Genomic DNA, 24,023 nt, shown 5'->3' with positions numbered 1-24,023 from the left:
TCGCAGTCCTGAAAATCTGAGCTATCCGCGGCTTAGTAACCGTAGCTTGAGCCGAAGCTGAAGCCGCGATTGCAGGTCGAGCAGCCCTGCTGCACCGGTGCGTAATAGACCTGCGCCGGAGCGACCATCTGGACACGCTGCTGCGTGGCGTATTGCGCCGGAATGCGCTCGTAATCGACGCGCGCAGGCGCGACCATCACGGTCTTCGGCACCATCACCGTCTCGTACTGCGCTGGCGTGCGGCGCGCGACGGTGCGACCGGGAGCGACCATCACCGTCTCTTCGACCGTGCGATACTGCGGCGGCACCACCTGCTGCTGATAGCAGGTCTGGCACGGCGGCGGTGTGTAGCAGTTATAGCAACCTGCCGAGGCAACACCGGGCATCGCCATTCCGGCGACAGTGGCGAACATCGCAGCAGCAATCAATTTCTTCATGATGAGACCCCGTGGCGAGCTTGTTTGAAATGAGTTCGTATCGCTCTGATGGGCGACACTCAGCCAAGCACCACCACCGGTCAACGCGGTCCTGATATTTACCTTGATGAACGTGCTTAAGATTTGATGACGGCAACATATGAGGATGCCAAGGCAGACACAGCTGCACTGCGCCTGGATTCACCGCAGAGCCCGACGTGAGATCAATCGGCCTCAGCAGCCAACCTAATAACCGTCGCGGGGCAGCCCGAAGAGTTGCTCGAACACACTCGGTTGGCGAACCACCCATTGGCCCGGTTCGCCCGTTCTCAGATCCCGCACATAACGCGGCGGCGCTTCCACATAATAAAGCGGCGGCGGCGCGCGAATGCCGGTATCCATCGTGATGGGATAGCGCGCGGTGCCGGCGCGATAGCGCGCATCGCGGTAGTCAGAGGCAAGTACCGGCGTCGCCAGCGTCGCCGCACCCAGCACGATCATCAAAATACGCACCGCACACCTCACGCTGACGTCACTGCGGTGAGGCTATCGGGCGGAGGTTAATGAAGGATTCGTCGCATGGCAGTTCCACGCGAGCTCCTGCGCGGAACAAATTGGACTCGCGAAGCGCTGGACTGCGGCTCAGCTGGTTGGTCGAGCAGCCTCGATTGCTCACCACTGCTTGCATCTGGATTTTGCTCGCGGCGCGTCTACCGAGCGTAAGCAATCGCCAAGTTGAACAGGACCACTGCAGAGGCTGCACCTCCGGCATCGCCGCGGCAAAGGCGATCCAGGCTAACATTGCCGACCAGTTCTCGCGCGTCGGAATTTTGGCAACCAAATAGACCTTGCCCATGTGCCGGTCGATGCGTCCCACCCGGCAAGGCTGGCGAACCCTTCGAGAAGAAACTTGCAAATGCCCCGTTCAACCGCGTAGACCAAGAGAACAAACCAAAAACACCCACAGCCGCGATTCCCTCCGCCAATGGCCAAGAACCTCCTCTCCTTCGTCTGCCAGAATTGCGGTGCCGCCTATAACAAGTGGCAGGGCAAGTGCGACGCCTGCGGCGAGTGGAATTCGCTGGCTGAGGAGGACACCACCGGCGTCACCACGATTCCGGTCAGCGCGCGCTCCAAGCGCAAGGGGCGCACCTTCAATCTCGAAAGCCTGACCGGCCAGAGCAACGACGCGCCGCGCATTCCTTCGGGCATGGGCGAACTCGACCGCGTCACCGGCGGCGGTTTCGTGCGCGGCTCGGTACTCTTGATCGGCGGCGATCCCGGCATCGGCAAATCGACGCTGCTGACCCAGGCTACCAGCCTGATGGCGCGGGCCGGCCACCGCGTGGTCTACATCTCCGGCGAAGAAGCCGTGGCACAGGTGCGGCTGCGCGCGTCGCGGTTGGGCCTTGCAGACGCCTCGGTGCAGCTCGCGTCCGAGACCTCGGTCGAGGATATCGTCGCCACGCTGTCCGAAGGCACGGTGCCGCGGCTGATCGTGATCGACTCGATCCAGACCATGTGGACCGACACGGTGGAATCCGCGCCGGGCACTGTCACCCAGGTCCGTGCTTCGGCCCAAGCGCTCATTCGCTTCGCCAAGAAATCCGGCGCCACCATCATCCTGGTCGGCCATGTCACCAAGGACGGCCAGATCGCCGGGCCCCGTGTGGTCGAGCATATGGTCGATGCCGTGATGTCCTTCGAGGGCGAAGGCTCGCAGCAGTTCCGCATCCTGCGCGCGGTGAAGAACCGCTTCGGCCCCACCGACGAGATCGGCGTGTTCGAGATGACCGGGCTTGGCCTGCGCGAGGTCTCCAACCCGTCCGAGCTGTTCCTGTCCGATCGCGATCTCGGCTCGCCGGGCACCGCCGTCTTCGCCGGCATGGAGGGCACCCGCCCGGTGCTGGTGGAACTGCAGGCTCTGGTTGCTCCGACCACGCTCGGCACCCCGCGCCGCGCCGTCGTGGGCTGGGATTCCTCCCGGCTGTCCATGGTGCTGGCCGTGCTGGAGGCCCATTGCGGGGTCAAGCTGTCGGGCTACGACGTCTATTTCAATGTCGCCGGCGGATTGCGCATTAACGAGCCCGCCGCGGACATGGCCGCGGCCGCGGCCCTGGTCTCGTCGCTGTGCAATGCGCCGCTGCCCACCGACGCGGTCTATTTCGGCGAAATCTCGCTGTCCGGCGCGGTGCGCCCGGTGGCGCAGACCTCGGCGCGGCTGAAAGAGGCGGCAAAACTCGGCTTCGGCCGCGCAGTGCTGCCGGAATCGGCGCGCGGCGATCCCGGCGGCGATGCCGGACTGTCGCTGAATACCATCGGCGGCCTGACCTCGCTGGTCGCCGATATCGCTGCGCGCGGCGTCAAACCCACGCGCGACAACAGCAAAAGCACAGATGCCGAGAAAAATACCGTACCGGCGCGATTCAAGCGCCAGGACGGCTGACAGCGACGTGACCTGCGCTGCCGCGACCGCTATAGAATGCGCGCGCGACAGACTGCGCAGATGTGCAACACGCTCCGTTAAGGCACTCTGCCGAAAGCGGAACAATGGTGTGATCAGGTGTGCTCTTGCGGCCGATAGCGGTTTTCCGGCCTTGCGAGACGTGCCATATCACCGTCACCTGAAGCGGCAGCCTGTGCCGATTCGCGGTTTCTGATTCACGAGCGGACCTGACCAGCCGATGCCGATCACGATTCTCGACCTTGTCCTGCTCGGCGTCATGCTGATCTCCGGCCTGCTGGCCATGGTCCGCGGCTTCATGCGCGAGATCCTGTCGATCGCGGCTTGGGGCGCAGCGGCGCTGGTCACGCTATTTGCTTTCCAGAAGCTGCTCCCGACCGCTAAAACTTATTTTAACAACGATACCGTCGCCAGCATCGTGGTGGTGGCCGGCGTGTTCATCGGCACGCTGATCGTGGTCTCGATCATCACCGTCCGCATCTCCGACATGATCCTGGATTCGCGCATCGGCGCGCTGGACCGCACGCTCGGCTTCCTGTTCGGCCTCGCTCGCGGCCTCCTGATCGTGGTCGTCGCCTTCCTCTTCTTCAGCTGGCTGGTCCCGGACAAGCAGCGTCCGGACTGGGTCACGGGTGCCAAATCGCGCGTCGTTCTGCAGGGAACCGGCGATTGGCTGATGGCACTCTTGCCGGATGACCCTGAAAACACCATCTTGAAGAGGTTCAAGAAAAACAAACCCGATGAGGATACGACCGACGCCGAGCCCGCAGCGCCCGGCGCCGCGGATGGCTATTCCAAACCTGCCCGCGACAGCCTGAAAAAGCTGATCGATGGCAAACCGGCGGGACGCTAGGCGTTCTTAGTTTCTCGCGACACCTGAAAGGCGCGATGGATCCGATGCAGAGCCCTTCCGACGACGCGAGCACCACCATGCGAAATCCCGATCTCGACGGCGACATGCTCCGCGAAAAATGCGGTGTATTTGGTATCTACGGCCATCCCGATGCGGCGGCGATCACCGCGCTCGGGCTCCACGCCCTCCAGCATCGCGGACAGGAAGCTGCCGGCATCGTCGCCTTCGACGGCAAGCGCTTCCATTCCGAACGTCGCCTCGGCCTCGTCGGCGACACCTTCTCCCGCCGCGAAGTGATCGAGCGCCTGCCCGGCACCGCCGCCGTCGGCCACACCCGCTACTCCACCACGGGCGAAACCATTCTCCGCAACGTCCAGCCGCTATTCGCCGAACTCAATGCCGGCGGTTTTGCAGTGGCCCATAACGGCAACCTCACCAACGGTCTAACCCTGCGCCGCGAGCTCGTGAAGAACGGCGCGATGATGCAGTCGACCACCGACACCGAGGTCATCCTGCACCTCGTCGCGCATTCCAAGCGCAACCGTTTCATCGACCGCTATATTGAAGCACTGCGCGCCATCGAAGGCGCCTATGCGCTGGTGTCGCTGACCAACAAGAAGCTGGTCGGCGCCCGCGATCCGCTCGGCATCCGCCCGCTGGTGCTGGGTGAACTTGACGGCTCGCCGATCCTCGCCTCGGAAACCTGCGCGCTCGACATCATCGGCGCCAAGTACATCCGCGACATCGAGCCTGGCGAAGTCATCGTGTTCGATGAGAACGGCGCGCAGAGCCACAAGCCGTTCGCGCCGCAAGCGCCGCGCCCCTGCATCTTCGAATATATCTACTTCGCGCGCCCCGACTCGATCGTCGGCGGCCGCTCGGTCTACGACACCCGCAAGGCGATGGGCGAACAGCTCGCCCGCGAGACCCATGTGGAAGCCGACGTGATCGTGCCGGTGCCGGACTCCGGCGTGCCTGCCGCGATCGGCTACTCCCGCGCTTCGGGTGTGCCGTTCGAACTCGGCATCATCCGTAATCACTATGTCGGCCGCACCTTCATCCAGCCGACCCAGAGCGTGCGCGAACTCGGCGTGCGCATGAAACATTCGGCCAACCGTGCCGCCATCGAAGGCAAGCGCATTGTGCTGATCGACGACAGTCTGGTGCGCGGCACCACCTCGAAGAAGATCGTCAAGATGATGCGCGACGCCGGCGCCAGGGAAGTCCACTTCCGTATTGCGTCGCCGCCGATCACCCATCCCGACTATTACGGCATCGACACGCCGGACCGCGCGGGTCTTTTGGCCGCCACGCACACGCTGGAAGAAATGCGCGACCTGATCGGCGCGGACTCGCTGGCCTTCGTCTCGGTCGACGGCATCTACCGCGCCATGGGCGAACCCGGCCGCGATCCCGCCCATCCGAAATTCGCCGACCACTGCTTCACCGGCGACTATCCGACCCCGCTCACCGACATGAGCGAGATCGATGCCCCGCGGCAGCTCTCGCTGCTGGCCGAGGCGAGCTGATCGCAGTCTTATCGGGTGTCATCCCCGCGAAAGCGGGGATCCATAGCCACGATCTAATTTGTTTGGCTCTGGATTAGACACAACCACCTTTCCGCATCATAACCCTCCCGTGTATGGATCCCCGCCTTCGCGGGGATGACGCCTGAGATTTATGAGCCGCGCCATGACCCTTCCCCTCGCCTCCCGTATCGCCCTCGTCACCGGCGCCTCGCGCGGCATCGGCTATGCCACTGCGCTGGCGCTGGCCAAGGCCGGCGCGCACATCGTCGCCGTGGCGCGCACCCAGGGTGGCCTTGAAGAACTCGACGACGCGATCCGCGCCGAGGGCGGCAGCGCCACACTGGTGCCGCTGAACATCACCGATCTCGACGGCCTGTCGCGCCTCGGCGCCGCGCTGCATGAGCGCCATGGCAAGCTCGACATTCTGGTCGGCAATGCCGGCGTCGCAGGCCCCTCGTCGCCGCTCGGCCATATCGAGCTGAAGGCCTGGAACGACACCATGGCCACCAACCTCACCGCCAACTTCCAGCTCATTCGCTGCATGGAACCGCTGCTGCAGCAGTCCGATGCGGGCCGCGCCGTGTTCGTCACATCCGGCACCGCCAGCAAGGCCTCCGCCTATCGCGGCCCCTATGCCGTCTCCAAGGCTGCGCTGGAAACGCTGGTGCGCGTCTGGGCCAATGAGACCGCCACAACCAATATCCGCGTCAACCTGTTCAATCCCGGCCCGGTGCGCACGCATATGCGCGCCATCGTGATGCCCGGCGAGGATCCCGAAACGCTCGACACGCCGGCGCAAGTTGCAGAGACCATCGTGCCGCTTTGCCTGCCGTCATGGACGGAGACCGGGAAGTTCGTCGACTACAAGACCGGCAAGGTGATGGGTTTTCATCCGCCGTCGTAGGCAACACGCTCTCACGGTCATCGCCCGGCCTGGCGCGCACTTGCGCGTTTGGACCGGGCGATCCAGTAAACTCAGGTCGCGCGGTGTATACTAGGTCACTCGGTCAAGCCGGGTGACGACAAGTGAGAGTGCTGCACCGCCACCGCACCGCGCACATTGCACTTCGCTCCATCCCAGCTAGACTTCCTCCCAAGCGGGACTAACCCGCATCACATAGGGAGGTCGTCATGGCGTCACGCCTGCGTTCGGTCGCGCTTGCTGCAACATTCACCCTCGCAACACTTTCCCTCGCGCGCGCCGCCGATATCCCCCGCTTCGAAGTCGATGCGTCCTGGCCGAAGCCGCTGCCGAACAACTGGATCCTCGGCCAGGTCGGCGGTATCACGACCGACAAGGACGGCCATGTCTGGGTGATCCACCGCCCGCGCTCGCTCACCGATGACGAGAAAGGCGCAGCGCTCAATCCGCCGCGCTCGAAATGCTGCGTCTCAGCGCCGCCGGTGCTGGAGTTCGATGCCGCCGGCAATCTGTTGCGCTCATGGGGCGGTCCTGGCGAAGGCTATGAATGGGTCGGCCGCGAACATGGCATCGAAGTCGACGAGAAAGGCTTCGTCTGGGTCGGTGGTAATCTCGACAACGACAATGCAATCCTGAAATTCACCACTGACGGCAAGTTCGTGATGCAGATTGGCAAGATCGCGCCGAGCAAGGGCAGCAACGACACCACCCAGCTCGGCAAGCCCGCCGAGACCGCCATCGACAAGGATGCCAACGAGATCTATGTCGCAGACGGCTACGGCAACCGCCGCGTCATCGTGTTCGATGCCACCACCGGCGCTTACAAGCGGCACTGGGGTGCCTATGGCAACAAGCCGAATGACGACAAGCAGGCGGCCTATGATCCGAACGCGCCGGTGGCACAACAATTCGGCAATCCCGTGCATTGCGTGAAGCTCGCCAATGACGGCCTCGTCTATGTCTGCGACCGCATCAACAACCGCGTGCAGGTGTTCAAGAAGGACGGCAGCTTCGTGAAGGAGTGGTTCTACGAGAAGGCCACGCTCGGAAATGGCGCGGTGTGGGATCTCGCGGTGTGGCCCGACCCGAAACAGACATGGCTGCTGACGGCGGATGGCGAGAACAACGAGATCCGCGTCATCAATCGCGACGACGGCAAGGTCGTCGGCACCTTCGGCCGTAATGGCCGCCAGGCCGGCCAGTTCCACTGGATTCACGCCATGGCAGTCGATGCCAAGGGCAATGTCTACACAGCCGAAGTCGACACCGGAAAGCGCATCCAGAAATTCAGGCTGGTCTCGGATGCGCTGAAGTAGCTGTCGCTAAGAGTTATAGCCAGATCGTCTGTTTCCGGTCCCGACGATGCACGCCCCATGCTGATGCATGCGAACAATGGAGCCGTCCATCATCTGGACAGCCGCATCGTTCGCGCTTCCGGTCTGGGAATTTGAATCACTGACGTTCAGCCAAACGCAATGGCCCTGGCCCGGCTCTCGCCCTTCGGGACGACGCCGACAATGCATGCTAGTCTCGCGCGCCATCAAACGGACGACGGGTGATAGCAATGCTGGAAACGGACAAGTTATTCGCTGGCTCGATTCCGGAAAACTACGACCGCTATATGGTGCCGTTGATTTTCGAGCCCTACGCCGCAGATCTCGCACAACGCGCAGCGTCTTTCTCGCCAGGCGCCGTTCTGGAAATCGCCGCGGGCACCGGGGTTGTCACCCGCGCGTTGACGCCCAAATTATCCCCACGCGCAAGCTATATTGTCACCGACCTCAACCAGCCGATGCTCGACTACGCCGCGTCGCGACAAGCACCGGACAATCGCATCACATGGCGACAAGCGGATGCTCTGGCGCTCCCGTTTGAAAATGCGGCCTTCGATCTCGTGTGTTGTCAGTTCGGTGCGATGTTCTTTCCTAATCGCCCATCTGCCTACCGCGAAGCGAAGCGAGTTCTGAAGCCCGGAGGACATCTTTTATTCAATGTATGGGATCGCATCGAGGACAATGTATTTGCTGACGATGTGACGAATGCTCTCGCAAAGATTTTCCCGGACGATCCGCCGCGCTTTCTGGCGCGCACGCCACACGGTTACCACGATACGGCACTGATCCGTCGCGAGCTGGAGGACGCAGGTTTCTCCCATGTTATGATCGAGACGAGAGCCGAACAAAGCCGTGCATCCTCGCCGCGCCTTCCGGCCGTTGCTTATTGTCAGGGAACTGTTCTTCGCACCGAAATCGAAGCCAGAGACGCGGGAAAACTGGAAGCTGCAACTGACTACGCAGCATCTGAAATTGCGCGCAGACATGGCAGCGGCGAGATTGCTGGCAAGATTCAGGCGCACGTCATCGTGGCTGCGGCCTGAGCATCGTAATATCCCGCTCCGGCACTTCGCTTGGTCAGGCGTCCGCGAGTTTCGAACCGTTCTATATCATGTCCTCATCAATAACTTGAGCTGAACGATGGTACCGTCTATCTCTGCCGGACAATCAGGAATATCCTGACTGCAGGAACCGGTGATGAGCGAGATTTCCGATAGCGACATTAGCGCCGTCGGTGACATGGTCGACGATCTCGTCATACAGATAACATATCGTCTGTATCGATCAGCTATCGTCCCGTTCTCAATGATCACCGCAACGCATCGAATCCTGTCTTGTTCGAACGCGTGACATCATGACCCTCTGGAAGAGCACGATCGCGAGGCTCTTTACATCACATCGCGCTCATCTCGAAACGCTGGTACGTCGCCGGGTCCGCGATCGTGAAGTGGCTTCGGAGATCGTCCAGGATGTCTTCGCCCGGGTGCTTGCCGCCGGGACTAACGGCTCGGATGAAGACAACAAGCGCGTCCTCTACGCTGCAGCCCGGAACGCCGCGATCGACCATAACCTGACGGCATCGCGGCGGCATCATATGCTCGCCGACGTACTGCCTGAACAGCTCAGCCCCGGGCAGCCATCGGAAGACGCAGCATTGCAGGCGCGCGAAGCCGTCGCTGCACTGGATCGCGCGCTCGCGCAGCTCCCCACCCGAACCCGCGAAATTTTCATTCGCCGACGTGTCAATGGCGAATCCAATGCGGAGATCGGACAGCGGTTCGGCATTTCCGTGAGTGCCGTCGAAAAACATCTGCTACGCGCCATGCAGCACTGCCGCGCCGCCGTGGCCGATCATCTCAATCTCGCCAGCAAAGATTTCCGCTAAAATGGATGTGGGTTCTTTCTCGTCGCTCGTTGTAAAGGTAGGAGTAGCTGGAACGCTTCTAACGGCAGGAGCATTCCCGCATCGCCTTTTCGATCGATCGAAGGAATTGCTGATGAAACCTGGCGACCGGCCAACGAAAGCACAGTGCGCCGCCGCTGATCTCTGGCTCATCCGACGCGACGGGACGACAACTGAGGCCGACGAAGCGTCCTTTCGGCAATGGCTCAATGAGGATCATCGTCATCAACTTGCCTATCGCGAAGCAGCGGCGATCTGGCAGCAGCTTGAGGAGCCTGCCATTCGGCTGGCTGCACGCGACCATCGTCTCGGCAACATCGCTGCCCGGCGCCAGATGAGATGGTGGCCGGCATTGCCCGCAGCGATCGCTGCAGCCTGCGTCATCTGGGTCATCAATCCATCGATGCTTGAGAACTGGCAGGCAGATATTGTCACTGCGCGTGGTCAGGTGATGGCCCGCGACCTGCCGGACGGCTCCCGCCTGAACATCGGTGCCGACACTGCCCTGGACCTGGACTTCAAGGATGGTCGACGCCGGGTCGTTCTGCGCCGTGGCCAGGCCTTTTTCGATGTAAAGCCAGACCAGACGGCCTTCACGGTCGACAGCGGCGCAGGCGAAATCCGCGTGCTCGGGACTGCCTTCAATATCGACCGGACGGCTGATGGTGTCGAGGTGACAGTTCAGCGCGGACTGGTGTCGGTCGCCGGCGAGGATCGCGATGCGACCGTCAAGCTATCGGCAAACCAGCATGTGCGCGTGTCCGGCGGAAAGCTCGGCACCGTCGAAACCGGAGACATTGACGCCAGGCTCGCATGGATATCCGGCCGCCTGGTCTTCGACCGCGTCCCGCTGCATCGGGTCGTCGAAGCCCTGCAGCGCCAGACATCAAGCCGCATTGTCATCCGCGGCCGCTTCAGCGATCTGCTCGTCTCCGGCACGTTTCCGACTGCGAATGTCGATGAAAGCCTCACAGCCATTGCCGGCATGATCGAGGGCAACGTCGCCCATCTCACCCCCTGGGTGACCGTTATCTACTGAACTCCTCCGCTGTTTACCGGAATTCTAAACCGCAACACCCATAGACCTGATGTGGGTTTGATTTCGTGACTCGTTGAACTGGATGAAGAGCAGAAGCTCTTCGCGGCGCTGGGTCGGCGCACAGCAAACAACGAGACAACGGAGTTCGTGCGTAATGCGGTTCGGGGGTAGACGGGGCGTCGCTCGCCATGTGGCGAGCGGGCTGATCGGCATGTTGCCGTTGATCACGACAATACCGGCCTTTGGCCAAGACAGTATCGAAGCAACAGCGACTGCCCGCACGACCTACCCGTTCAATATTCCCGCCAAGCCTCTTGCCACGGCAATTGCGGATCTCGGCGCCAGCAGCGGATGGCGTATTCTCTACACAATCCAGCTCGCGCCAGACATCCGCAGCCAACCGTTGAACGGCAACTACACCGTGGCACAGGCGCTCGCACAGCTCCTGGCCGGCACCGGAATTACGTATCGCATCACCGGCCCGAAAGCAGCGCTGCTGATCGATCCGTCGCAGAGCCGTGCAGGTCCCGTCCCCTCCGGCGACGGCGTCCAGCTCGATACGATCGTCGTCGACGCGGCCAGAACCGATGGTGTTGGCTCCGGCTATCAGGGAACGCCGGACTGGGTCTATCAGCGACCGGCAGCCGTCAGCGTGATTTCCCGCGAGGCGATCGAGAGCAGCCCGACGCGCAATGCGCGCGATCTCCTGGATAATGTGGCCGGCGTCTATGCCAATCGCTCGGCGGCGCAGAACCCTGGCATCAGCGTCAATATCCGCGGCCTGCAGGACCAGGACCGCATTGCCACCATGATCGACGGAGCGCGGCAGAATTTCCAGCGCGGCGGCCACGGTGCGACGCAGCGGACCTATGTCGATACGGCTTTCCTGCGCCAGATCGACGTGGAGAAAAGTACGACGTCGGGCGTCGGCAGCGCCGGTGCGCTTGGCGGCCTGGTCAATTTTCGCACCTTCATCGCCGACGATTTGATCAAGCCCGGCAATCAGTATGGCGGCGTGGTGAATGCCACCACAGGTACCAACGCCTATAATTTCGATGGCTCGACGGCAGCAGCCGTCCGCGTGTCGGAACGCTTCTCGGTGCTCGGCGGCGTCAGCTACAAGAACATCGGCGCCTACGATATCGGCCAGAACGGTACCATCGGCGATGGCATGAAGGCCTATGACGGCAATGTCTTCCTGTTCTCCGGCCAGGAGGTATTCTCGACGATCCTCAAGGCCGAGGCGCTAACGACCGAGGACGTGAAGATCACGATCGGCTGGCTGCATAACGACTCCCGGTACAATACCGGAAACTACGATGACACGATCGCACGCGGCGGAATCCTGAAGTCCAGCGAGCAAGTCGCCAACGACACGTTCACGTCCGCGGTCGACTGGAATCCGGGCAATGACATCGTCGATCTGAAAGCCAAGCTCTATTACAACCACCTCAAGAACGACACGGTTTCCGATGGCGCGTTTGCACTGACCGGGCCATCGAATTTCGTGTTCTCAACACTAGGCGGAAGCGTCGAGAACACCAGCCGCTTCGCGACAGGCATCGGTGCACTGGCACTCAATTACGGCGTGGAAGCGTTCAGCGACACCGGCAAGACGACGCTGCAGCGCGGTTTTGTCGCCGGCAACGGTGTCGACTATTCGAGCACGCTGACCGGCGGCACGCCGAGCGGAAACCGCGACGTCGCCAGCGGTTTCGGCACCGCGACACTCAAGCCGGCGGAATGGGTGACCCTGATCGGCGGCGTGCGTTACGACTGGTATCATGTCGCGGGCAACGCGACGATCTACGGCGAAAGCCAGGAGATCGTCGGGCAACGGATGACCAATCCCGGAAGACCGGCCATCTGCAATGCGCGCGGCTGCGGCGCAGCCGTCCCACCGACATATGTGCCCATCGTTGGCACCGTTTATAGGCCGTACAATCTCGATGTCGATAAATCGGGCGGGGCCTGGCTCCCGAATTTCACGGTCGCGTTTCAACCAGTCGATTGGCTGCAGCCCTTCGTAAAATATTCCAAGAGCTATCGGCCGCCAACGATCATGGAATCATTCCTGAACGGCGGCCACGATGCAAATGAGATCAATGGCTACGCCCCGAACCCGTTCCTGCGTCCGGAACGCGGCGACACCTACGAGGCCGGATTCAATGTTCTGGCCAACGGCATCCTGACCGAGCGCGACACCGTCCGCTTCAAGGCCGTCGGCTTCTATCGTGAGATCACCGACTATATCAGCTTCGGTCGAATCGAGAATGCGAACAACGCCCAACAATACACCTCGTACGTCAATCTCAACGGCGTCACCCGAATGAAGGGCGTCGAGGTCGAGGCCAATTACGACGCGCGCTTCCTCTATATTGGTGGCACCGTCACGCGCATCGACACGGATTTCGCCGACAGTTTCACCAGCCCGACAGGGCGGGACATGCCGATCAACAGCGGCCTCGGCGCCCCTGTCATCTTCGAGCAGCCGAAACTGCGCGTGACACTCGATGCCGGCATCCGTCTGTTCGACGAGAAGCTGACGCTGGGCACGCGCATCGTCGACGTCTCGAAGACCGTCCCTGCCCTGGGCTCGCTGCGCAGTGGCTACGAAATGCCGGGCTACCGCGTCTACGACATCTACGGATCCTATGCCTTCGACGAGGCGACCAAGCTGCGCTTTGCGGTGAACAACGTCACCGATCTCGCTTATGCGCCGGCGGTCGGCGCCAATTTCTACGCCGCGCCGGGCCGTACCGCGACGGTGTCGCTGAACTACAAGTTCTAGGAATTCCCCGCCCCATTGGCGTGGATGGAGGCCCGCCACAAGGCGGGTAAAACAAGCAGAGAAGGGTTTCGAGAATGGCACTCAATCTTCAGCTTACGGCAGCAAGCAGCGACCTCGCAACATATCTGGCGTCGTATGACGCCAACTTCACCTACAATGGAAACGGCTGGTTCTCCACCTCGTTCACCGGCCAGGATCAGTGGTCGGCCGGTGTCGATACCGAAGGAACCGACAATAACCTGCCTTCCGTCATCATGAACATCCATGACTACAGCTATTCGCCCGGTACATTCAACGGCGATGTGGAATCGCTCACACTCGGCCATAATCTTGAATATGTGCCGGCCACGGATCTGTGGGTGCAAGATCAGGAACTGATCATCACCAATAGCAGTGGCTACATGCCCGTCACCACCACCTTCAATCAGGCGATCTATTCGCTGTCGCATGGCGGGCAGGTCGATGGCGGGACGTTCTTCGGTCAGTCATTCGCTGGTCTGACCGACTATTTTGCCGAACAGGGAACGAACCAGACCGGCACCGCAGGCGACGATGTTCTCGTCAGCTTCGCTGGCGACGACGTTCTGACCGGCAATGGAGGCGTGCTGGTCGATACGTTCCTCTGGAGCGCGAATTACTACGATACTGCCGCCGGCACTGCAGCGCAGGGCTGGGGCGACGACGTCATCACGGATTTCTTCGACGGCGCCGACCAGATCCAGATCTCCGGTTTCGGCTGGGCCAATGCCACAGGATTCCAGGGCGCAGGCGGCAGCCTGTCCGGCAATGTCCTCACCTATGCCGACGCGACCAACGGCCTGACCAGCACCATTACGGTGAACTTCGCTGGCGGCGGCACGCTGGACTGGAGCGATATCGCCTTCGTCTAACAGGCTTCGCTGCGAACTCGCAGCCACGCGACCTGCTGACGCGACACTGATGTCGCGTCAGCCCCTCCAATCGGGATCGCCTGCAGTGATCACGACACGCCGCTGGATCACGACGTCCCGACAACCCAAATTCTGAGGAACGGCAATGGCACTGACCATCACCTATAGCGAAGCAAGCAGCAACCTGCCCGCTTATCTGGACAACTGGATCGACAATTTCGAATATCGCGGCCCCGGAAATTTTAACGCCGTGAAGAACACCACCGACCAATGGTATGCCGGCACACGCATCGGCGGCGGCGTCGATAACGACAAGTCGTCGGTCATCGTGAGCGGTGATGACTTCTCCTATACGCCGGGCGTCATCGACGGCACGGTCACCAACCTGACACTCGGCAGCAATCTGGCCTATGTCGCGCCGACCGATCTGTGGGTCCAGGATTCCGGTCTGTCGATCGGATTCAGCGGCGCAACGCTGACGCCGGCCTTCGACGCCGCAATCACCGACCTCTCGCAGAACGGCAGCCTGAACGGCCTTTACGGCTACTTTGCCGAACAGGGCACCATCCAGACCGGCACGGCCGGCGACGATGTCATGCTGAGCTTCGGTGGCAATGACAGCTTCACTGGCGGTCTTGGCAACGATACGCTCGTTTTCGCCGACGGGTGGGCCAATGACGTCGTGCTGGATTTTCACGCGGCCGCAGGCGATTTCGACGTCCTCGACCTGCAGGGCGTGACCAACATCTCGAACTATGTCGACCTGTTCTTCAACCACAGCAACTGGTGGGACAATAGCAACGTGCTCACCATCACCGACGGCGCCAACTCGATCCAGCTCGATGGCTATGTCGGGACAGACATGCTTGGTCTGATCCTGGACGGCCACTTCACCGTCTGAGCAGAGCTGTCGTGGTGAAAGCTTCGCAGCGAAGTCCGTCGCAGCCATTGGCTGCGGCGGCCATCTCGCCACTCAAGCCCGCCATCGCGGGGATCGCCGTGATCAGCGGCATCGTGAACGTGCTCGCGCTGACCGCGCCGCTGTTCATGCTGCAGGTCTATGACCGTGTGCTGGCCAGCCGCAGCGTTTCGACGTTGATCGGCCTAGGTGTGCTGGCGGCCACGCTCTACGCTTTTCAGTCCCTTTTCGACATCATTCGATCGCGCATTCTGCTGCGCATCGGCGAGCGCTTCGATCATCAGTTGTCCGGCCGTGTGCATGATGCCGTTGTCGGCCTGCCGCTTGAGATGCCTTTGCCGGGCGATGGCCTGCAGCCGTTACGCGATCTCGACAATGTGCGCGGCTTCCTGTCCGGCCCCGGCCCGACCGCCTTTTTCGACCTGCCGTGGATGCCATTCTACCTCGCCATCTGCTTCGTGTTTCACTTCTGGATCGGCATCACGGCCCTCGTGGGCGCCGTCATCCTCGTATCCCTCACCCTTCTCACCAATACCAGCTCCAGGGGACCCGCCCGCGACACCGTGCAACACGGCATGTTTCGCAACGCGCTGATGGAGGCCAGCCGTCGCAATGCCGAAGTGGTGCGCGCGATGGGCCTCGGCGGCCGGATGGCCGCGCGCTGGCATCGCACAAACTCGGACTATCTGGCGGCCAATCGGCGAGCTGGTGATGTGGCGGGAGGCCTCGGTGGTGTAGCCCGCGCGCTGCGTGCGCTGCTGCAGTCGACCATGCTCGGCGTCGGCGCCTATCTCGTGATCAGGCAGGAAGCCAGCGCGGGCGTGATGGTGGCGAGTTCGATCATGATGGGCCGCGCGCTTGCTCCCGTGGATCTGGCTATCTCGACATGGAAGCCGTTCCTGATGGCGCGGCAAAGCTGGGCACGGCTCGATGAATTGCTGACGCGCCTGCCGGAAGCCCCCAAGGCGATGGCGTTGCCACGCGCCCATATCGATCTGCGCGTCGAGGCGATGACCATCGCGCCGCCCGGAGAGAAACGGCCGAGCGTCACGGGGCTGAGCTTTACCGTCTCCGCCGGAAGCGCTCTTGGCATCATCGGTCATAGTGGCAGCGGCAAGTCCACACTGGCACGCGCACTGGTCGGGGCCTGGCGACCGGCCAGCGGCAAGGTGCGCATCGATGGCGCCAGCTTCGACCAGTGGGACCGCGAGATGCTCGGTGGCGATATCGGCTATTTGCCGCAGGGTGTCGAACTGTTCGATGGCACCATTGCCGAGAATATCTCCCGCTTCGAAGATGACCCGGACTCCGAGGCCATAGTCGCTGCCGCCAAAGCTGCCGGCGTGCACGATCTCATCCTGCGGCTGGAACATGGCTACCAGACGCGGATCGGCGAAGCTGGCTCCGCCCTGTCCGCCGGCCAGCGCCAGCGCGTCGGGCTGGCACGCGCGCTGTATGGCGATCCGTTCCTGGTCGTGCTCGACGAGCCCAATGCCAATCTCGACGTGGAAGGCGAAGCGGCGGTCATCCGCGCCATCGCCGCCATCCGCGAGCGCAAGGGCATTGCCATCGTCATCGCACATCGTCCGAGTGCGATCGGCGCCGTCGACCTCGTCCTGGTGATGGAAGGCGGTCGCGCCAAGGCATTCGGTCCGCGCGCGGACGTCCTCAGCAAAGCGCTGAAGGCTCCCGCCCCCGCAGCACACGGCAGCGGCACGACGACCGGCCATGCGGCCACCGCGCGGTCTCTGGCGCCGCTGCGGGTGATCGCCAATCCCGCCGACAAGTCGGGAATGAGCACACATCCTCACGACGATATGGAAGATCGCGATGCCCGATAGCAATGTCTCGGCGGTCTCCCACTCGATCCTGCGCCACCTCGGCATCGCCACGCTGGCGGGTGTTGTGCTGGTCGGCGGCATCGGCGGATGGGCCGCGGCGACCAATCTGGCCGGCGCAGTCGTCGCCGCAGGACACTTCGTCGTGGATACCAACGTCAAGAAGGTCCAGCACCCGACCGGCGGCGTGGTCGGCGAAATTCTGGTCCGCGAAGGACAGCGCGTGACTGCAGGCGACATTGTAATGCGCCTCGACGCGACGCAGACGCGCGCCAATCTCGCCATCGTTACCAAACGGCTCGACGAATTCGCGGTCCGACGGGCCCGGCTCCGCGCCGAGCGCGACGAGGTCGGCGTCATCGCCTTCCCCGACGAAATCAGATCGCGCGCCGCCGATCCGGAGATCGCACAGCTCATGGCAGGCGAAGGCAGACTGTTCGAACTGCGCCGCGACGCCCGGCTCGGCCAGAAGGCGCAGCTTCGCGAGCGCGGCCTTCAATACGGCAAGGAAGTGCGCGGCCTCGTGGCTCAGGAAGAAGCGAAAATTCGCGGCATCGGCCTGATCCAACGCGAACTGACAGGCGTGCGCGAACTCTGGGAGAAAGGGCTGGTGCCCATTCAGCGGATGATGGCGCTGGAACGCGAAGCGGTAAACCTCGACGGCGAACGCGGCCGGCTCGTTGAAGCTCAGGCGCAATCCGGCGGCAAGATTTCCGAAACACAGTTGCAGATGATTCAGATCGACCAGGATCTCCGCAGCGAGGTCGCCAGCAGCCTGCGCGACATCGAGGGCCAGACAGCGGAATATGTCGAACGGAAGGTGACTGCAGAAGATCAGCTCAAGCGGATCGATATTGTCGCGCCGCAAAGCGGACTGGTCCATGAGCTCGCGGTGCACACCGTTGGCGGCGTGATTTCGCCAGCCGACACCGTCATGCTGATCGTACCGGACAGCGACAGGCTGGCACTTGAAGTACAAATCAACCCGCAGGATATCGACCAGATACGGCTCGGCCAGCCTGCCGTGCTGCGCATGTCGGCCTTCAACCAGCGCACCACTCCCGAACTGAACGGCAGCGTCAGCCGCATCGCCGCCGACCTCACGCTGGATCAGAAGTCCGGGCTTTCCCATTACATCGTGCGGATCACCATCCCGCCGCAGCAACTGGCGCGCCTCGGCAAACTCGCTTTGGTTCCGGGGATGCCTGCGGAAGCCTTCATTCAGACCGGCGAACGCACAGTCCTGTCTTTTCTGGTCAAGCCCATCGGCGACCAGATCGCACGATCATTTCGCGAGGAGTAGCCGGTGTCGAGGTCAGCCTCTGCGCATGGGGCTCGGATACGGCTTCGCCGACTTCGCGCCGTCACGCCAGCGACCCGGCGCTATTCCGGTCACGCGCTTGAAGGCGCGATTGAAGGCCGCCTCGGAGTCGTAGCCGACATCGCTGGCGATGACAGCAAGACTGTCGCCACCCGTTCGCATGCGCTCCGCTGCCAACTGCATCCGCCAGCTGGTCACATATTCGATCGGAGCTTGGCCCAACACCTCGTTGAAGCGCTCGGCGAGCACCGTGCGCGACGTGCCGCATTCGCGGGCCAGATCGTCAACCGTCCAGCGATGACCAGGATTGCCGTGAACATGCCATATAGCGCGTCCGAGCACGGGATCATTCAGTGCCGCGAACCAGCCATGCGCGCTTGGTGGCAATCCCGCAGCGTAGCGACGCAGCACCTCGACGAATAGCAGCTCCATCAGCCGGCCGAGCATGATCTCACTGCCGGGCGTCGCGTCTTCGGTCAGTGAGAGAATTTCGCGCACCGTCGTGGCGAGAACCGCGCTCACCTTGTCGTCGCCAGCGCGATCGATGAGCATCGGCGGCAGGGTCCGAAAGACCGGGGAATGCAGCAGCTCCGACGATTCGATGAAGCCGCAGACCATGCGGGTCTCCCGCCCTCCGCCGCCATGCTCGATCGTCCACATGCCGGATAGTGGACCGGCCCGCACCAGTTCCATCGCGGAACACAACTCCGCGCCGTCGCCGCTGTAGAACCTGTGCGTGTCGGCGAACGGCATCAGCAGAACGTCGCCCGCAGCAATGGTGCCTCGCTCGCCACTGGCGAGTTCGACGGTGCATTCGCCCGCCGCGATCAAATGAAAAATGCTGACATGGCGCAAATGCGCCATCGGAGTGCGTTCGTCGAAATGTTTCGGGCTAATGAGGCCGAAGGGCTCGGTCAGGCTGGCGTTCAGAAATACCGATCCGCTGAGCCGGATCGACCGCAGCATATCTGCGAGCAAATCCCCACCGCGATCAATATCCGGCGTCGCTGCAAATGATGGCGGTGTCTCGATCATGTGAGGTCCTGAACCTCCGATCATCGTCCGCTGCCCCAACCATGCGCGGCATGTGGCGCATTGTATCCGATGGAGACGATGATGATCAAGAAACGGCTGTCCAAAGCCGCCGATCGTAGCTTCCGCTTGATTGCAGCACTGTTGATGCGGCGCGCCATTGCGCGGCTGATCAGCATCGACGACAGATCGCTATCCAAGGCAGGAATATCACGCGCCGCGGTGGCCGAGTTCCTCGAGAGTCCGCTCCGAACCGACCCGCACCGCTTCTTCAGTAGCAAGCATGCGCAGCGCGATATGCAAGACGTCGATACCGCTCTTGAGTCGGGTCAAGTGTCGCCGCCCCAACCGGACCCGACTCAACATCTCGCAGATGAATCGATCGCTTTCGACGGCCACCGCGCGCAGATCGATACGCTGCACCGGGAAACCATCATGCGCGCGATCCGACAAATGGTGAGCTTCCGCATTCGGATACTTACAGCTGGCGTGCTCGTCGCCGTCGGCGCCCTGAGTGCTTGCTCTGGCAGCCTGCCCGATCACAATGCGGCACAAATCCGCCGTGATCAGCCCGCGCGCTGTCAGTTGCGGCCGAATCTCATTCATCTATCGCCGATCATGCCGTCGGGCGAGCGCGTGGCCGAGGCATCTCTCCTCCCCAGCCAGCCGCGCAGCAGGCGACCCGAAGCGCGCGCGGGTCCTCCCGGGCGGGCCGGCTAAGGAAACGCTTGGTTCAATCGACAAGACAACCAGCAAAGGATAGTTCCATGACCCGCTTCATTGCACTCATCTACGGGCTAGCGTCCTACGCGATCTTCTTCATCACGATCCTTTACGCCATCGGTTTCGTCGACGGAATGATGGTACCGAAAGACATCAACGCGGGAACGCAGGTTCCGTGGCTGGAAGCTGTGCTCGTCAATCTCGCTCTTATGTCGCTGTTTGCAATCCAGCACAGCGTCATGGCGCGGAAGTCGTTCAAGCAGTGGTGGACGCAATATGTCCCGGCTTCGGTCGAGCGCAGCACCTATGTGCTGTTCGCGAGCCTGAGCTTGTTGCTACTATTCTGGCAGTGGCGCCCGATGCCGGCGATCGTCTGGCAGATCGACAATCCACAACTGGCCATGGCCATGACAGGGCTTTCCCTGTTCGGATGGGTCCTCGTCTTCACCAGCACGTTCCTGATCAACCATTTCGAGTTGTTCGGCGTGCAGCAGGTGGTGCAGAATCTGTCTGACCAGAAGCCATCTGCGCCGGCGTTTCGCACACCGCTCTACTACAAGTTCGTGCGCCACCCGATCTATCTCGGCTTCATCATCGCCTTCTGGGCGACACCGCTCATGACGGTCGGACATCTGTTGTTTGCGGCCGTCACCACCGCCTACATCTTCGTCGGGATCTTTCTGGAAGAGCGCGATCTGGTCGAGCTGTTCGGCGACGACTATCGCCGCTACCGCGATCGGGTGTCGATGATCCTGCCGTGGCGCAAATCAGAGCGTCCGCCTACGCAGAGGCACGCCAATCCGTTCGGGCTCACCGGCGAGCGATAGGACACAAAATAAAAACGCCGGATCGCGTGCACTGCGATCCGGCGTTTTTTTGCTAGCTGATCAGTTCGGCCGCTTGCGCTTATGCGCGAACGGGTTCGCCTTCTCGCGCAACGTGATGCGGATTGGCGTGCCCGGCAGGTCGAAGGCCTCGCGCAGCGTATTGGTGAGATAGCGCAGATAGCTCGTCGGCACCGCATCGGCGCGCGAGCAGAACACCACGAAGCTTGGCGGCCGTGCCTTGTTCTGGGTGACGTAGTTCAGTTTCAGCCGGCGACCCGATACCGACGGCGGCGGATTCGTGTCGATCGCATCCTCGAACCAGCGATTGAGGCCTGCGGTGGGAATACGGCGATTCCAGACCGCGTAGGCATCCTGTATTGCCTTCATCAGCCGTTCCACGCCCTCGCCCATCAGGCCGGAGATCGCAACGACCGGCACCCCCCTGATCTGCGGCAACAAGTGATCGGCATCGGTGCGCAGCGCGCCAATCTGGCCGCCCTGCTTCTCGACAAGATCCCATTTGTTGACCGCAAGTACCAGCGCGCGTCCCTCACGCTCGACCAGATCGGCGATGCGCAGATCCTGTTCCTCGAACTTGTTCTGCGAGTCCATCATCAGCACGACGACTTCGGCGAAACGCACCGCGCGCAGCGTATCGGCGACGGAGAGCTTCTCCAGCTTCTCCTCGATGCGCGAACGGCGGCGTAGACCCGCGGTATCGAAGATGCGGAAGTCGCGGCCCTTGTAGTTGAGCTCGACCGAAATGCTGTCGCGTGTGGTGCCGGCTTCCGGCGAGGTCAGCAGGCGCTCTTCGCCGAGGAGATAGTTGATGGTGGTCGATTTGCCGGCATTGGGGCGCCCGACGATGGCGACGCGGATCGGCCGCGTCTCGATCTCTTCTTCGGGAATGATGACGTCGTCGTCGTCGAATTCTTCCGGCTCTTCGACCGGCTCCGGCATCAGCACGCGCAGCGCGTCATAGAGCTCGCCGAGGCCTTCGCCGTGTTCGGCGGAGACCTGGATGGGATCACCGAGGCCCAGGGCATAGGATTCCATCGCGCCGACTTCGCCGTGCTTGCCCTCGCTCTTGTTGGCGAGCAGCAGCACCGGCTTGTTGGCGCGGCGTGCGAAATCCGCGAAGGCGCGGTCGTTCGGCGTCAAGCCCATGCGCGCATCGATGACGAAGAACAGCGCATCGGCCAGCGCAATCGCCGTCTCGGTCTGTTCCTGCATGCGTGCGGTCAGCGAGCCCTTCGGGCCTTCATCGAGACCGGCGGTGTCCACCAAAGTGAATTCGAGATCGCCAAGCTTGCCCTCGCCCTCGCGGCGGTCGCGGGTGACGCCCGGGGTGTCATCGACCAGCGCAAGCTTCTGCCCGACCAGACGGTTGAACAGCGTGGACTTGCCGACATTGGGTCGGCCGATGATGGCAATGGTATAAGACATAGGTGATCCGTGCGCCCTTTACGGACAGCCTGTCAATGAGAGGGCGCGCGAACTCAGCGCGAGAAACTACCCGACGGCACTGGTGCCGGGAATGGTGTGGTGGCCTGCTGGGCCGGCGCGGCTGCTGCCGGCTCATCCGGCGGCGGCGCGGTGGTGCTGCGGCGGCGGGCGACTTTCTTGCCTTGCGGCGGAGGCGGTGCGGCAGCCGTGCTGCCTTCCTCTGTCGGCGCGGCATCGGGATCGGCGGGCGCTGCGCCGTCCTGACGGACGGTGCCGACCTGAACAGAGCCACGGCTCTTCGCCTTGCGGCCCTTCGGCTCCGGCGCGCCCGGCGGCGGCTGCAGTGGGGCGGCAGCGACGGGCGCAGCCTCCTGCGCGCGCTGGCGCTCGACATTCTCCTTGTAGAGATCGCGCGGCACGCCCTGCTCAAGACCGGGGACGCCGTCGGGGAACACCGGCTTGCGGTCGCCGGGCAGCTTCTTCTTGGTGTCCAGGAAGTCGAGCATGTCGGACGGATCCCAGCCGGTCATACTGCCGCAGCCCGCGAGCGCGCTGGACAGCGCGATCAGGACGGCGGCGGAAACGAGGCGTTGCATCGGGCGCATGGACGACTTCTCACTCAACTCGTGATCTGAACGATCGGCTTCAGGTCAGCTTTAATTCGGCTCTTGTCTTGCTCAGCTTTTCGCCGCGGGCGGCAGCAGCGCCTGCAGTGCTTCGGCACGGGTGCGCAGGCTCGCCGGCGTCTCCGCATCGTTGGACATCATGTCCAGCCACTGCCGCGTCGCCACGGCGTTGTTGGCCTTCCATGCCGACAGCGCCAGCAGTTCACGCGCCGAATGACGATAGGTGCTGGTATTGGTCGTCGCCGGCTCCAGGCGGGTCTGCATCGCCTCATAAGGCGTGGTCTCCAGCAGCAGGCTGCCGGCGCGGATACGCGCGAGATCCTGCTCGGGTGCTGGAACGGTGCGGTCGGCGATGATGTCGTCATAGAGCTTCACGGCAGCCTGCGGGTCGCGCGAAGCAGCCTCGGCAGCAGCGCGCAGGCGCGCCAGCGTGCGATAGCCGGACGGCGCCTCGGCCGCGAGCTTGGTGAAGGCGGCTTCCGCCTCGGCATGCTTGTTCTGCTCGGCCAGCTCGACCGCGCGGTCGAACGCCGCACCGGCCACGGCGGCCTTCTTGGCCTCGAGATAGCTGTAGCCACGCCAGCCGCCGACGCCGACCACGATCAGAATCGCGACTGCGATGATCAGGAGCGAATACTTCTCCCAGATCTTCTTGAGCTGCTCGCGACGCAGGTCTTCGTCGACTTCATTAAATAATTCAGACACTTAAAGGTATCCTGTCCCCGATGGGCCGCGCTCACCCCGAGCGGCGCCGGGCATATACGCTCCGGCATGGCGGCGGCGATACCCTAGCGTTATGGCGCTGGCAAGGCAAAGCCAGCGCGATCAAAGCGTTATCCCGAAATGCTTAATTTCGAACCGATGCCTTTTAGGCCCGTCAGTTCATGCCGCCAGCGCCGCCGCTGGTGCGGCCATTGGCATTGGACCCGGCGCTGTTATCGCCGAAGGCCGAATTGGCATTGTTGCCGCCCAGCGCCGCATTGCCGCGCGTGTCGTTGAGCGGGCCGACGATCGGGCGCGGCTCCTCGACGCGATAATGGGGCTTGCGCTCCTTTTTGGCCGGATCCGCGCGCGAAACCGCGGGAAGCAGCGCCAAAACGGCGACAAAGCTCAGGAATTTCAAGGCCTTCATCATCAACATCCTTCGCAT

At 62.5% G+C, this 24,023-nt stretch carries 23 protein-coding genes; 15 read left to right on the top strand and 8 right to left on the bottom strand.

Annotation, left to right across the window (positions count from 1 at the left end):
* Positions 1-32: 32 nt before the first annotated feature.
* The 3 genes from LPB73_RS09920 to LPB73_RS09910 all read right to left on the bottom strand — a co-directional run bounded on the left by LPB73_RS09920 (position 33) and on the right by LPB73_RS09910 (position 1,272).
* On the bottom strand, positions 33-386 hold the full coding sequence (locus LPB73_RS09920; RefSeq protein WP_089264635.1) for a hypothetical protein: 354 nt from the start codon (positions 384-386) through the stop codon (positions 33-35).
* Between the two features lie 276 nt (positions 387-662).
* Positions 663-929 (bottom strand): hypothetical protein, encoded by a 267-nt coding sequence (locus LPB73_RS09915; RefSeq protein ID WP_175366155.1) that lies wholly within the window; start codon positions 927-929, stop codon positions 663-665.
* A 19-nt stretch (positions 930-948) separates the two neighbouring features.
* The gene (locus LPB73_RS09910) at positions 949-1,272 is read right to left on the bottom strand and encodes a hypothetical protein (protein WP_231080459.1); all 324 of its coding nucleotides are present in this window, start codon (positions 1,270-1,272) and stop codon (positions 949-951) included.
* Between the two features lie 129 nt (positions 1,273-1,401).
* Between LPB73_RS09910 and radA the strand changes: the two genes are divergently transcribed.
* From radA to LPB73_RS09845, 13 genes are all read left to right on the top strand, one after another.
* On the top strand, positions 1,402-2,862 hold the full coding sequence (gene radA, locus LPB73_RS09905) for a DNA repair protein RadA (RefSeq protein WP_175366157.1): 1,461 nt from the start codon (positions 1,402-1,404) through the stop codon (positions 2,860-2,862).
* A 238-nt stretch (positions 2,863-3,100) separates the two neighbouring features.
* Positions 3,101-3,733, top strand: coding sequence for a CvpA family protein (locus LPB73_RS09900; RefSeq protein ID WP_068731040.1), 633 nt, complete (start codon positions 3,101-3,103; stop codon positions 3,731-3,733).
* A gap of 35 nt (positions 3,734-3,768) precedes the next feature.
* Positions 3,769-5,262 carry an amidophosphoribosyltransferase gene (gene purF / locus LPB73_RS09895; protein ID WP_081421779.1) on the top strand — a complete coding sequence of 498 codons (1,494 nt, stop codon included), beginning with the start codon at positions 3,769-3,771 and terminating at the stop codon, positions 5,260-5,262.
* A 163-nt stretch (positions 5,263-5,425) separates the two neighbouring features.
* Positions 5,426-6,166: an SDR family NAD(P)-dependent oxidoreductase gene (locus LPB73_RS09890; RefSeq protein ID WP_231080458.1), complete on the top strand. Its 741-nt coding sequence runs from the start codon at positions 5,426-5,428 to the stop codon at positions 6,164-6,166.
* 227 nt (positions 6,167-6,393) lie between these two features.
* Complete coding sequence (locus LPB73_RS09885; protein WP_231080457.1) at positions 6,394-7,500, top strand: hypothetical protein; 1,107 nt, start codon at positions 6,394-6,396, stop codon at positions 7,498-7,500.
* 248 nt (positions 7,501-7,748) lie between these two features.
* Positions 7,749-8,561: a class I SAM-dependent methyltransferase gene (locus LPB73_RS09880; protein WP_231080456.1), complete on the top strand. Its 813-nt coding sequence runs from the start codon at positions 7,749-7,751 to the stop codon at positions 8,559-8,561.
* A gap of 311 nt (positions 8,562-8,872) precedes the next feature.
* Positions 8,873-9,403 (top strand): RNA polymerase sigma factor, encoded by a 531-nt coding sequence (locus tag LPB73_RS09875; RefSeq protein WP_089263921.1) that lies wholly within the window; start codon positions 8,873-8,875, stop codon positions 9,401-9,403.
* 112 nt (positions 9,404-9,515) lie between these two features.
* On the top strand, positions 9,516-10,460 hold the full coding sequence (locus LPB73_RS09870) for a FecR family protein (RefSeq protein WP_184517463.1): 945 nt from the start codon (positions 9,516-9,518) through the stop codon (positions 10,458-10,460).
* 211 nt (positions 10,461-10,671) lie between these two features.
* Positions 10,672-13,251, top strand: a complete 2,580-nt coding sequence (locus tag LPB73_RS09865) for a TonB-dependent receptor (RefSeq protein ID WP_184517466.1) — start codon at positions 10,672-10,674, stop codon at positions 13,249-13,251.
* Between the two features lie 74 nt (positions 13,252-13,325).
* Positions 13,326-14,141 carry a hypothetical protein gene (locus LPB73_RS09860; protein ID WP_184517469.1) on the top strand — a complete coding sequence of 272 codons (816 nt, stop codon included), beginning with the start codon at positions 13,326-13,328 and terminating at the stop codon, positions 14,139-14,141.
* 145 nt (positions 14,142-14,286) lie between these two features.
* Entirely contained in the window at positions 14,287-15,042 is a 756-nt protein-coding gene (locus tag LPB73_RS09855; RefSeq protein WP_231080455.1) for a hypothetical protein, read from the top strand.
* Between the two features lie 14 nt (positions 15,043-15,056).
* Entirely contained in the window at positions 15,057-16,901 is a 1,845-nt protein-coding gene (locus tag LPB73_RS09850; protein WP_414716905.1) for a type I secretion system permease/ATPase, read from the top strand.
* Entirely contained in the window at positions 16,891-18,201 is a 1,311-nt protein-coding gene (locus LPB73_RS09845; protein ID WP_231080453.1) for an HlyD family type I secretion periplasmic adaptor subunit, read from the top strand. The genes LPB73_RS09850 and LPB73_RS09845 overlap by 11 nt, the downstream gene beginning before the upstream one ends.
* 12 nt (positions 18,202-18,213) lie before the next feature.
* Here LPB73_RS09845 and LPB73_RS09840 read toward each other — a convergent pair whose 3' ends face one another.
* A complete protein-coding gene (locus LPB73_RS09840) occupies positions 18,214-19,254 on the bottom strand; it encodes an AraC family transcriptional regulator (protein WP_231080452.1) in 1,041 nt (346 codons plus the stop codon).
* Between the two features lie 81 nt (positions 19,255-19,335).
* Here LPB73_RS09840 and LPB73_RS09835 point away from each other — a divergent pair, with 81 nt between their 5' ends.
* Together LPB73_RS09835 and mddA are read left to right on the top strand one after the other, a co-directional pair.
* Complete coding sequence (locus LPB73_RS09835) at positions 19,336-19,971, top strand: hypothetical protein (protein ID WP_231080451.1); 636 nt, start codon at positions 19,336-19,338, stop codon at positions 19,969-19,971.
* A 47-nt stretch (positions 19,972-20,018) separates the two neighbouring features.
* The gene (mddA, locus tag LPB73_RS09830; protein WP_231080450.1) at positions 20,019-20,801 is read left to right on the top strand and encodes a methanethiol S-methyltransferase; all 783 of its coding nucleotides are present in this window, start codon (positions 20,019-20,021) and stop codon (positions 20,799-20,801) included.
* 60 nt (positions 20,802-20,861) lie between these two features.
* On the opposite strand, the gene der is transcribed toward mddA, so the two are convergent.
* From der to LPB73_RS09810, 4 genes are all read right to left on the bottom strand, one after another.
* Complete coding sequence (gene der / locus LPB73_RS09825) at positions 20,862-22,247, bottom strand: ribosome biogenesis GTPase Der (protein ID WP_231080449.1); 1,386 nt, start codon at positions 22,245-22,247, stop codon at positions 20,862-20,864.
* A 53-nt stretch (positions 22,248-22,300) separates the two neighbouring features.
* Positions 22,301-22,852, bottom strand: a complete 552-nt coding sequence (locus LPB73_RS09820; RefSeq protein WP_231080448.1) for a hypothetical protein — start codon at positions 22,850-22,852, stop codon at positions 22,301-22,303.
* Between the two features lie 72 nt (positions 22,853-22,924).
* Positions 22,925-23,578, bottom strand: a complete 654-nt coding sequence (locus LPB73_RS09815) for a tetratricopeptide repeat protein (RefSeq protein WP_068731023.1) — start codon at positions 23,576-23,578, stop codon at positions 22,925-22,927.
* Between the two features lie 172 nt (positions 23,579-23,750).
* The gene (locus LPB73_RS09810; protein WP_231080447.1) at positions 23,751-24,005 is read right to left on the bottom strand and encodes a hypothetical protein; all 255 of its coding nucleotides are present in this window, start codon (positions 24,003-24,005) and stop codon (positions 23,751-23,753) included.
* Between the last annotated feature and the right edge of the window lie 18 nt (positions 24,006-24,023).

The organism is Tardiphaga sp. 37S4 (assembly GCF_021044645.1).
Lineage (GTDB): Bacteria > Pseudomonadota > Alphaproteobacteria > Rhizobiales > Xanthobacteraceae > Tardiphaga > Tardiphaga robiniae.
The sequence above is the reverse complement of the archived record's forward strand: the minus strand, read 5'-3'. Positions and strand labels throughout refer to the sequence as shown.

Bases quoted from the DNA above. Each gene is read 5' to 3' on its own strand.
- LPB73_RS09890 (WP_231080458.1), top strand. From the start codon at position 5,426: ATGACCCTTCCCCTCGCCTCCCGTATCGCCCTCGTCACCGGCGCCTCG.
- purF (WP_081421779.1), top strand. From the start codon at position 3,769: ATGGATCCGATGCAGAGCCCTTCCGACGACGCGAGCACCACCATGCGA.
- LPB73_RS09885 (WP_231080457.1), top strand. From the start codon at position 6,394: ATGGCGTCACGCCTGCGTTCGGTCGCGCTTGCTGCAACATTCACCCTC.
- LPB73_RS09810 (WP_231080447.1), bottom strand. From the start codon at position 24,005: ATGAAGGCCTTGAAATTCCTGAGCTTTGTCGCCGTTTTGGCGCTGCTT.
- LPB73_RS09865 (WP_184517466.1), top strand. From the start codon at position 10,672: ATGTTGCCGTTGATCACGACAATACCGGCCTTTGGCCAAGACAGTATC.
- radA (WP_175366157.1), top strand. From the start codon at position 1,402: ATGGCCAAGAACCTCCTCTCCTTCGTCTGCCAGAATTGCGGTGCCGCC.
- LPB73_RS09875 (WP_089263921.1), top strand. From the start codon at position 8,873: ATGACCCTCTGGAAGAGCACGATCGCGAGGCTCTTTACATCACATCGC.
- LPB73_RS09910 (WP_231080459.1), bottom strand. From the start codon at position 1,272: ATGGGCAAGGTCTATTTGGTTGCCAAAATTCCGACGCGCGAGAACTGG.
- LPB73_RS09920 (WP_089264635.1), bottom strand. From the start codon at position 386: ATGCCCGGTGTTGCCTCGGCAGGTTGCTATAACTGCTACACACCGCCG.
- LPB73_RS09855 (WP_231080455.1), top strand. From the start codon at position 14,287: ATGGCACTGACCATCACCTATAGCGAAGCAAGCAGCAACCTGCCCGCT.
- der (WP_231080449.1), bottom strand. From the start codon at position 22,247: ATGTCTTATACCATTGCCATCATCGGCCGACCCAATGTCGGCAAGTCC.
- mddA (WP_231080450.1), top strand. From the start codon at position 20,019: ATGACCCGCTTCATTGCACTCATCTACGGGCTAGCGTCCTACGCGATC.
- LPB73_RS09820 (WP_231080448.1), bottom strand. From the start codon at position 22,852: ATGCGCCCGATGCAACGCCTCGTTTCCGCCGCCGTCCTGATCGCGCTG.
- LPB73_RS09900 (WP_068731040.1), top strand. From the start codon at position 3,101: ATGCCGATCACGATTCTCGACCTTGTCCTGCTCGGCGTCATGCTGATC.
- LPB73_RS09860 (WP_184517469.1), top strand. From the start codon at position 13,326: ATGGCACTCAATCTTCAGCTTACGGCAGCAAGCAGCGACCTCGCAACA.
- LPB73_RS09840 (WP_231080452.1), bottom strand. From the start codon at position 19,254: ATGATCGAGACACCGCCATCATTTGCAGCGACGCCGGATATTGATCGC.
- LPB73_RS09835 (WP_231080451.1), top strand. From the start codon at position 19,336: ATGATCAAGAAACGGCTGTCCAAAGCCGCCGATCGTAGCTTCCGCTTG.
- LPB73_RS09870 (WP_184517463.1), top strand. From the start codon at position 9,516: ATGAAACCTGGCGACCGGCCAACGAAAGCACAGTGCGCCGCCGCTGAT.
- LPB73_RS09880 (WP_231080456.1), top strand. From the start codon at position 7,749: ATGCTGGAAACGGACAAGTTATTCGCTGGCTCGATTCCGGAAAACTAC.
- LPB73_RS09845 (WP_231080453.1), top strand. From the start codon at position 16,891: ATGCCCGATAGCAATGTCTCGGCGGTCTCCCACTCGATCCTGCGCCAC.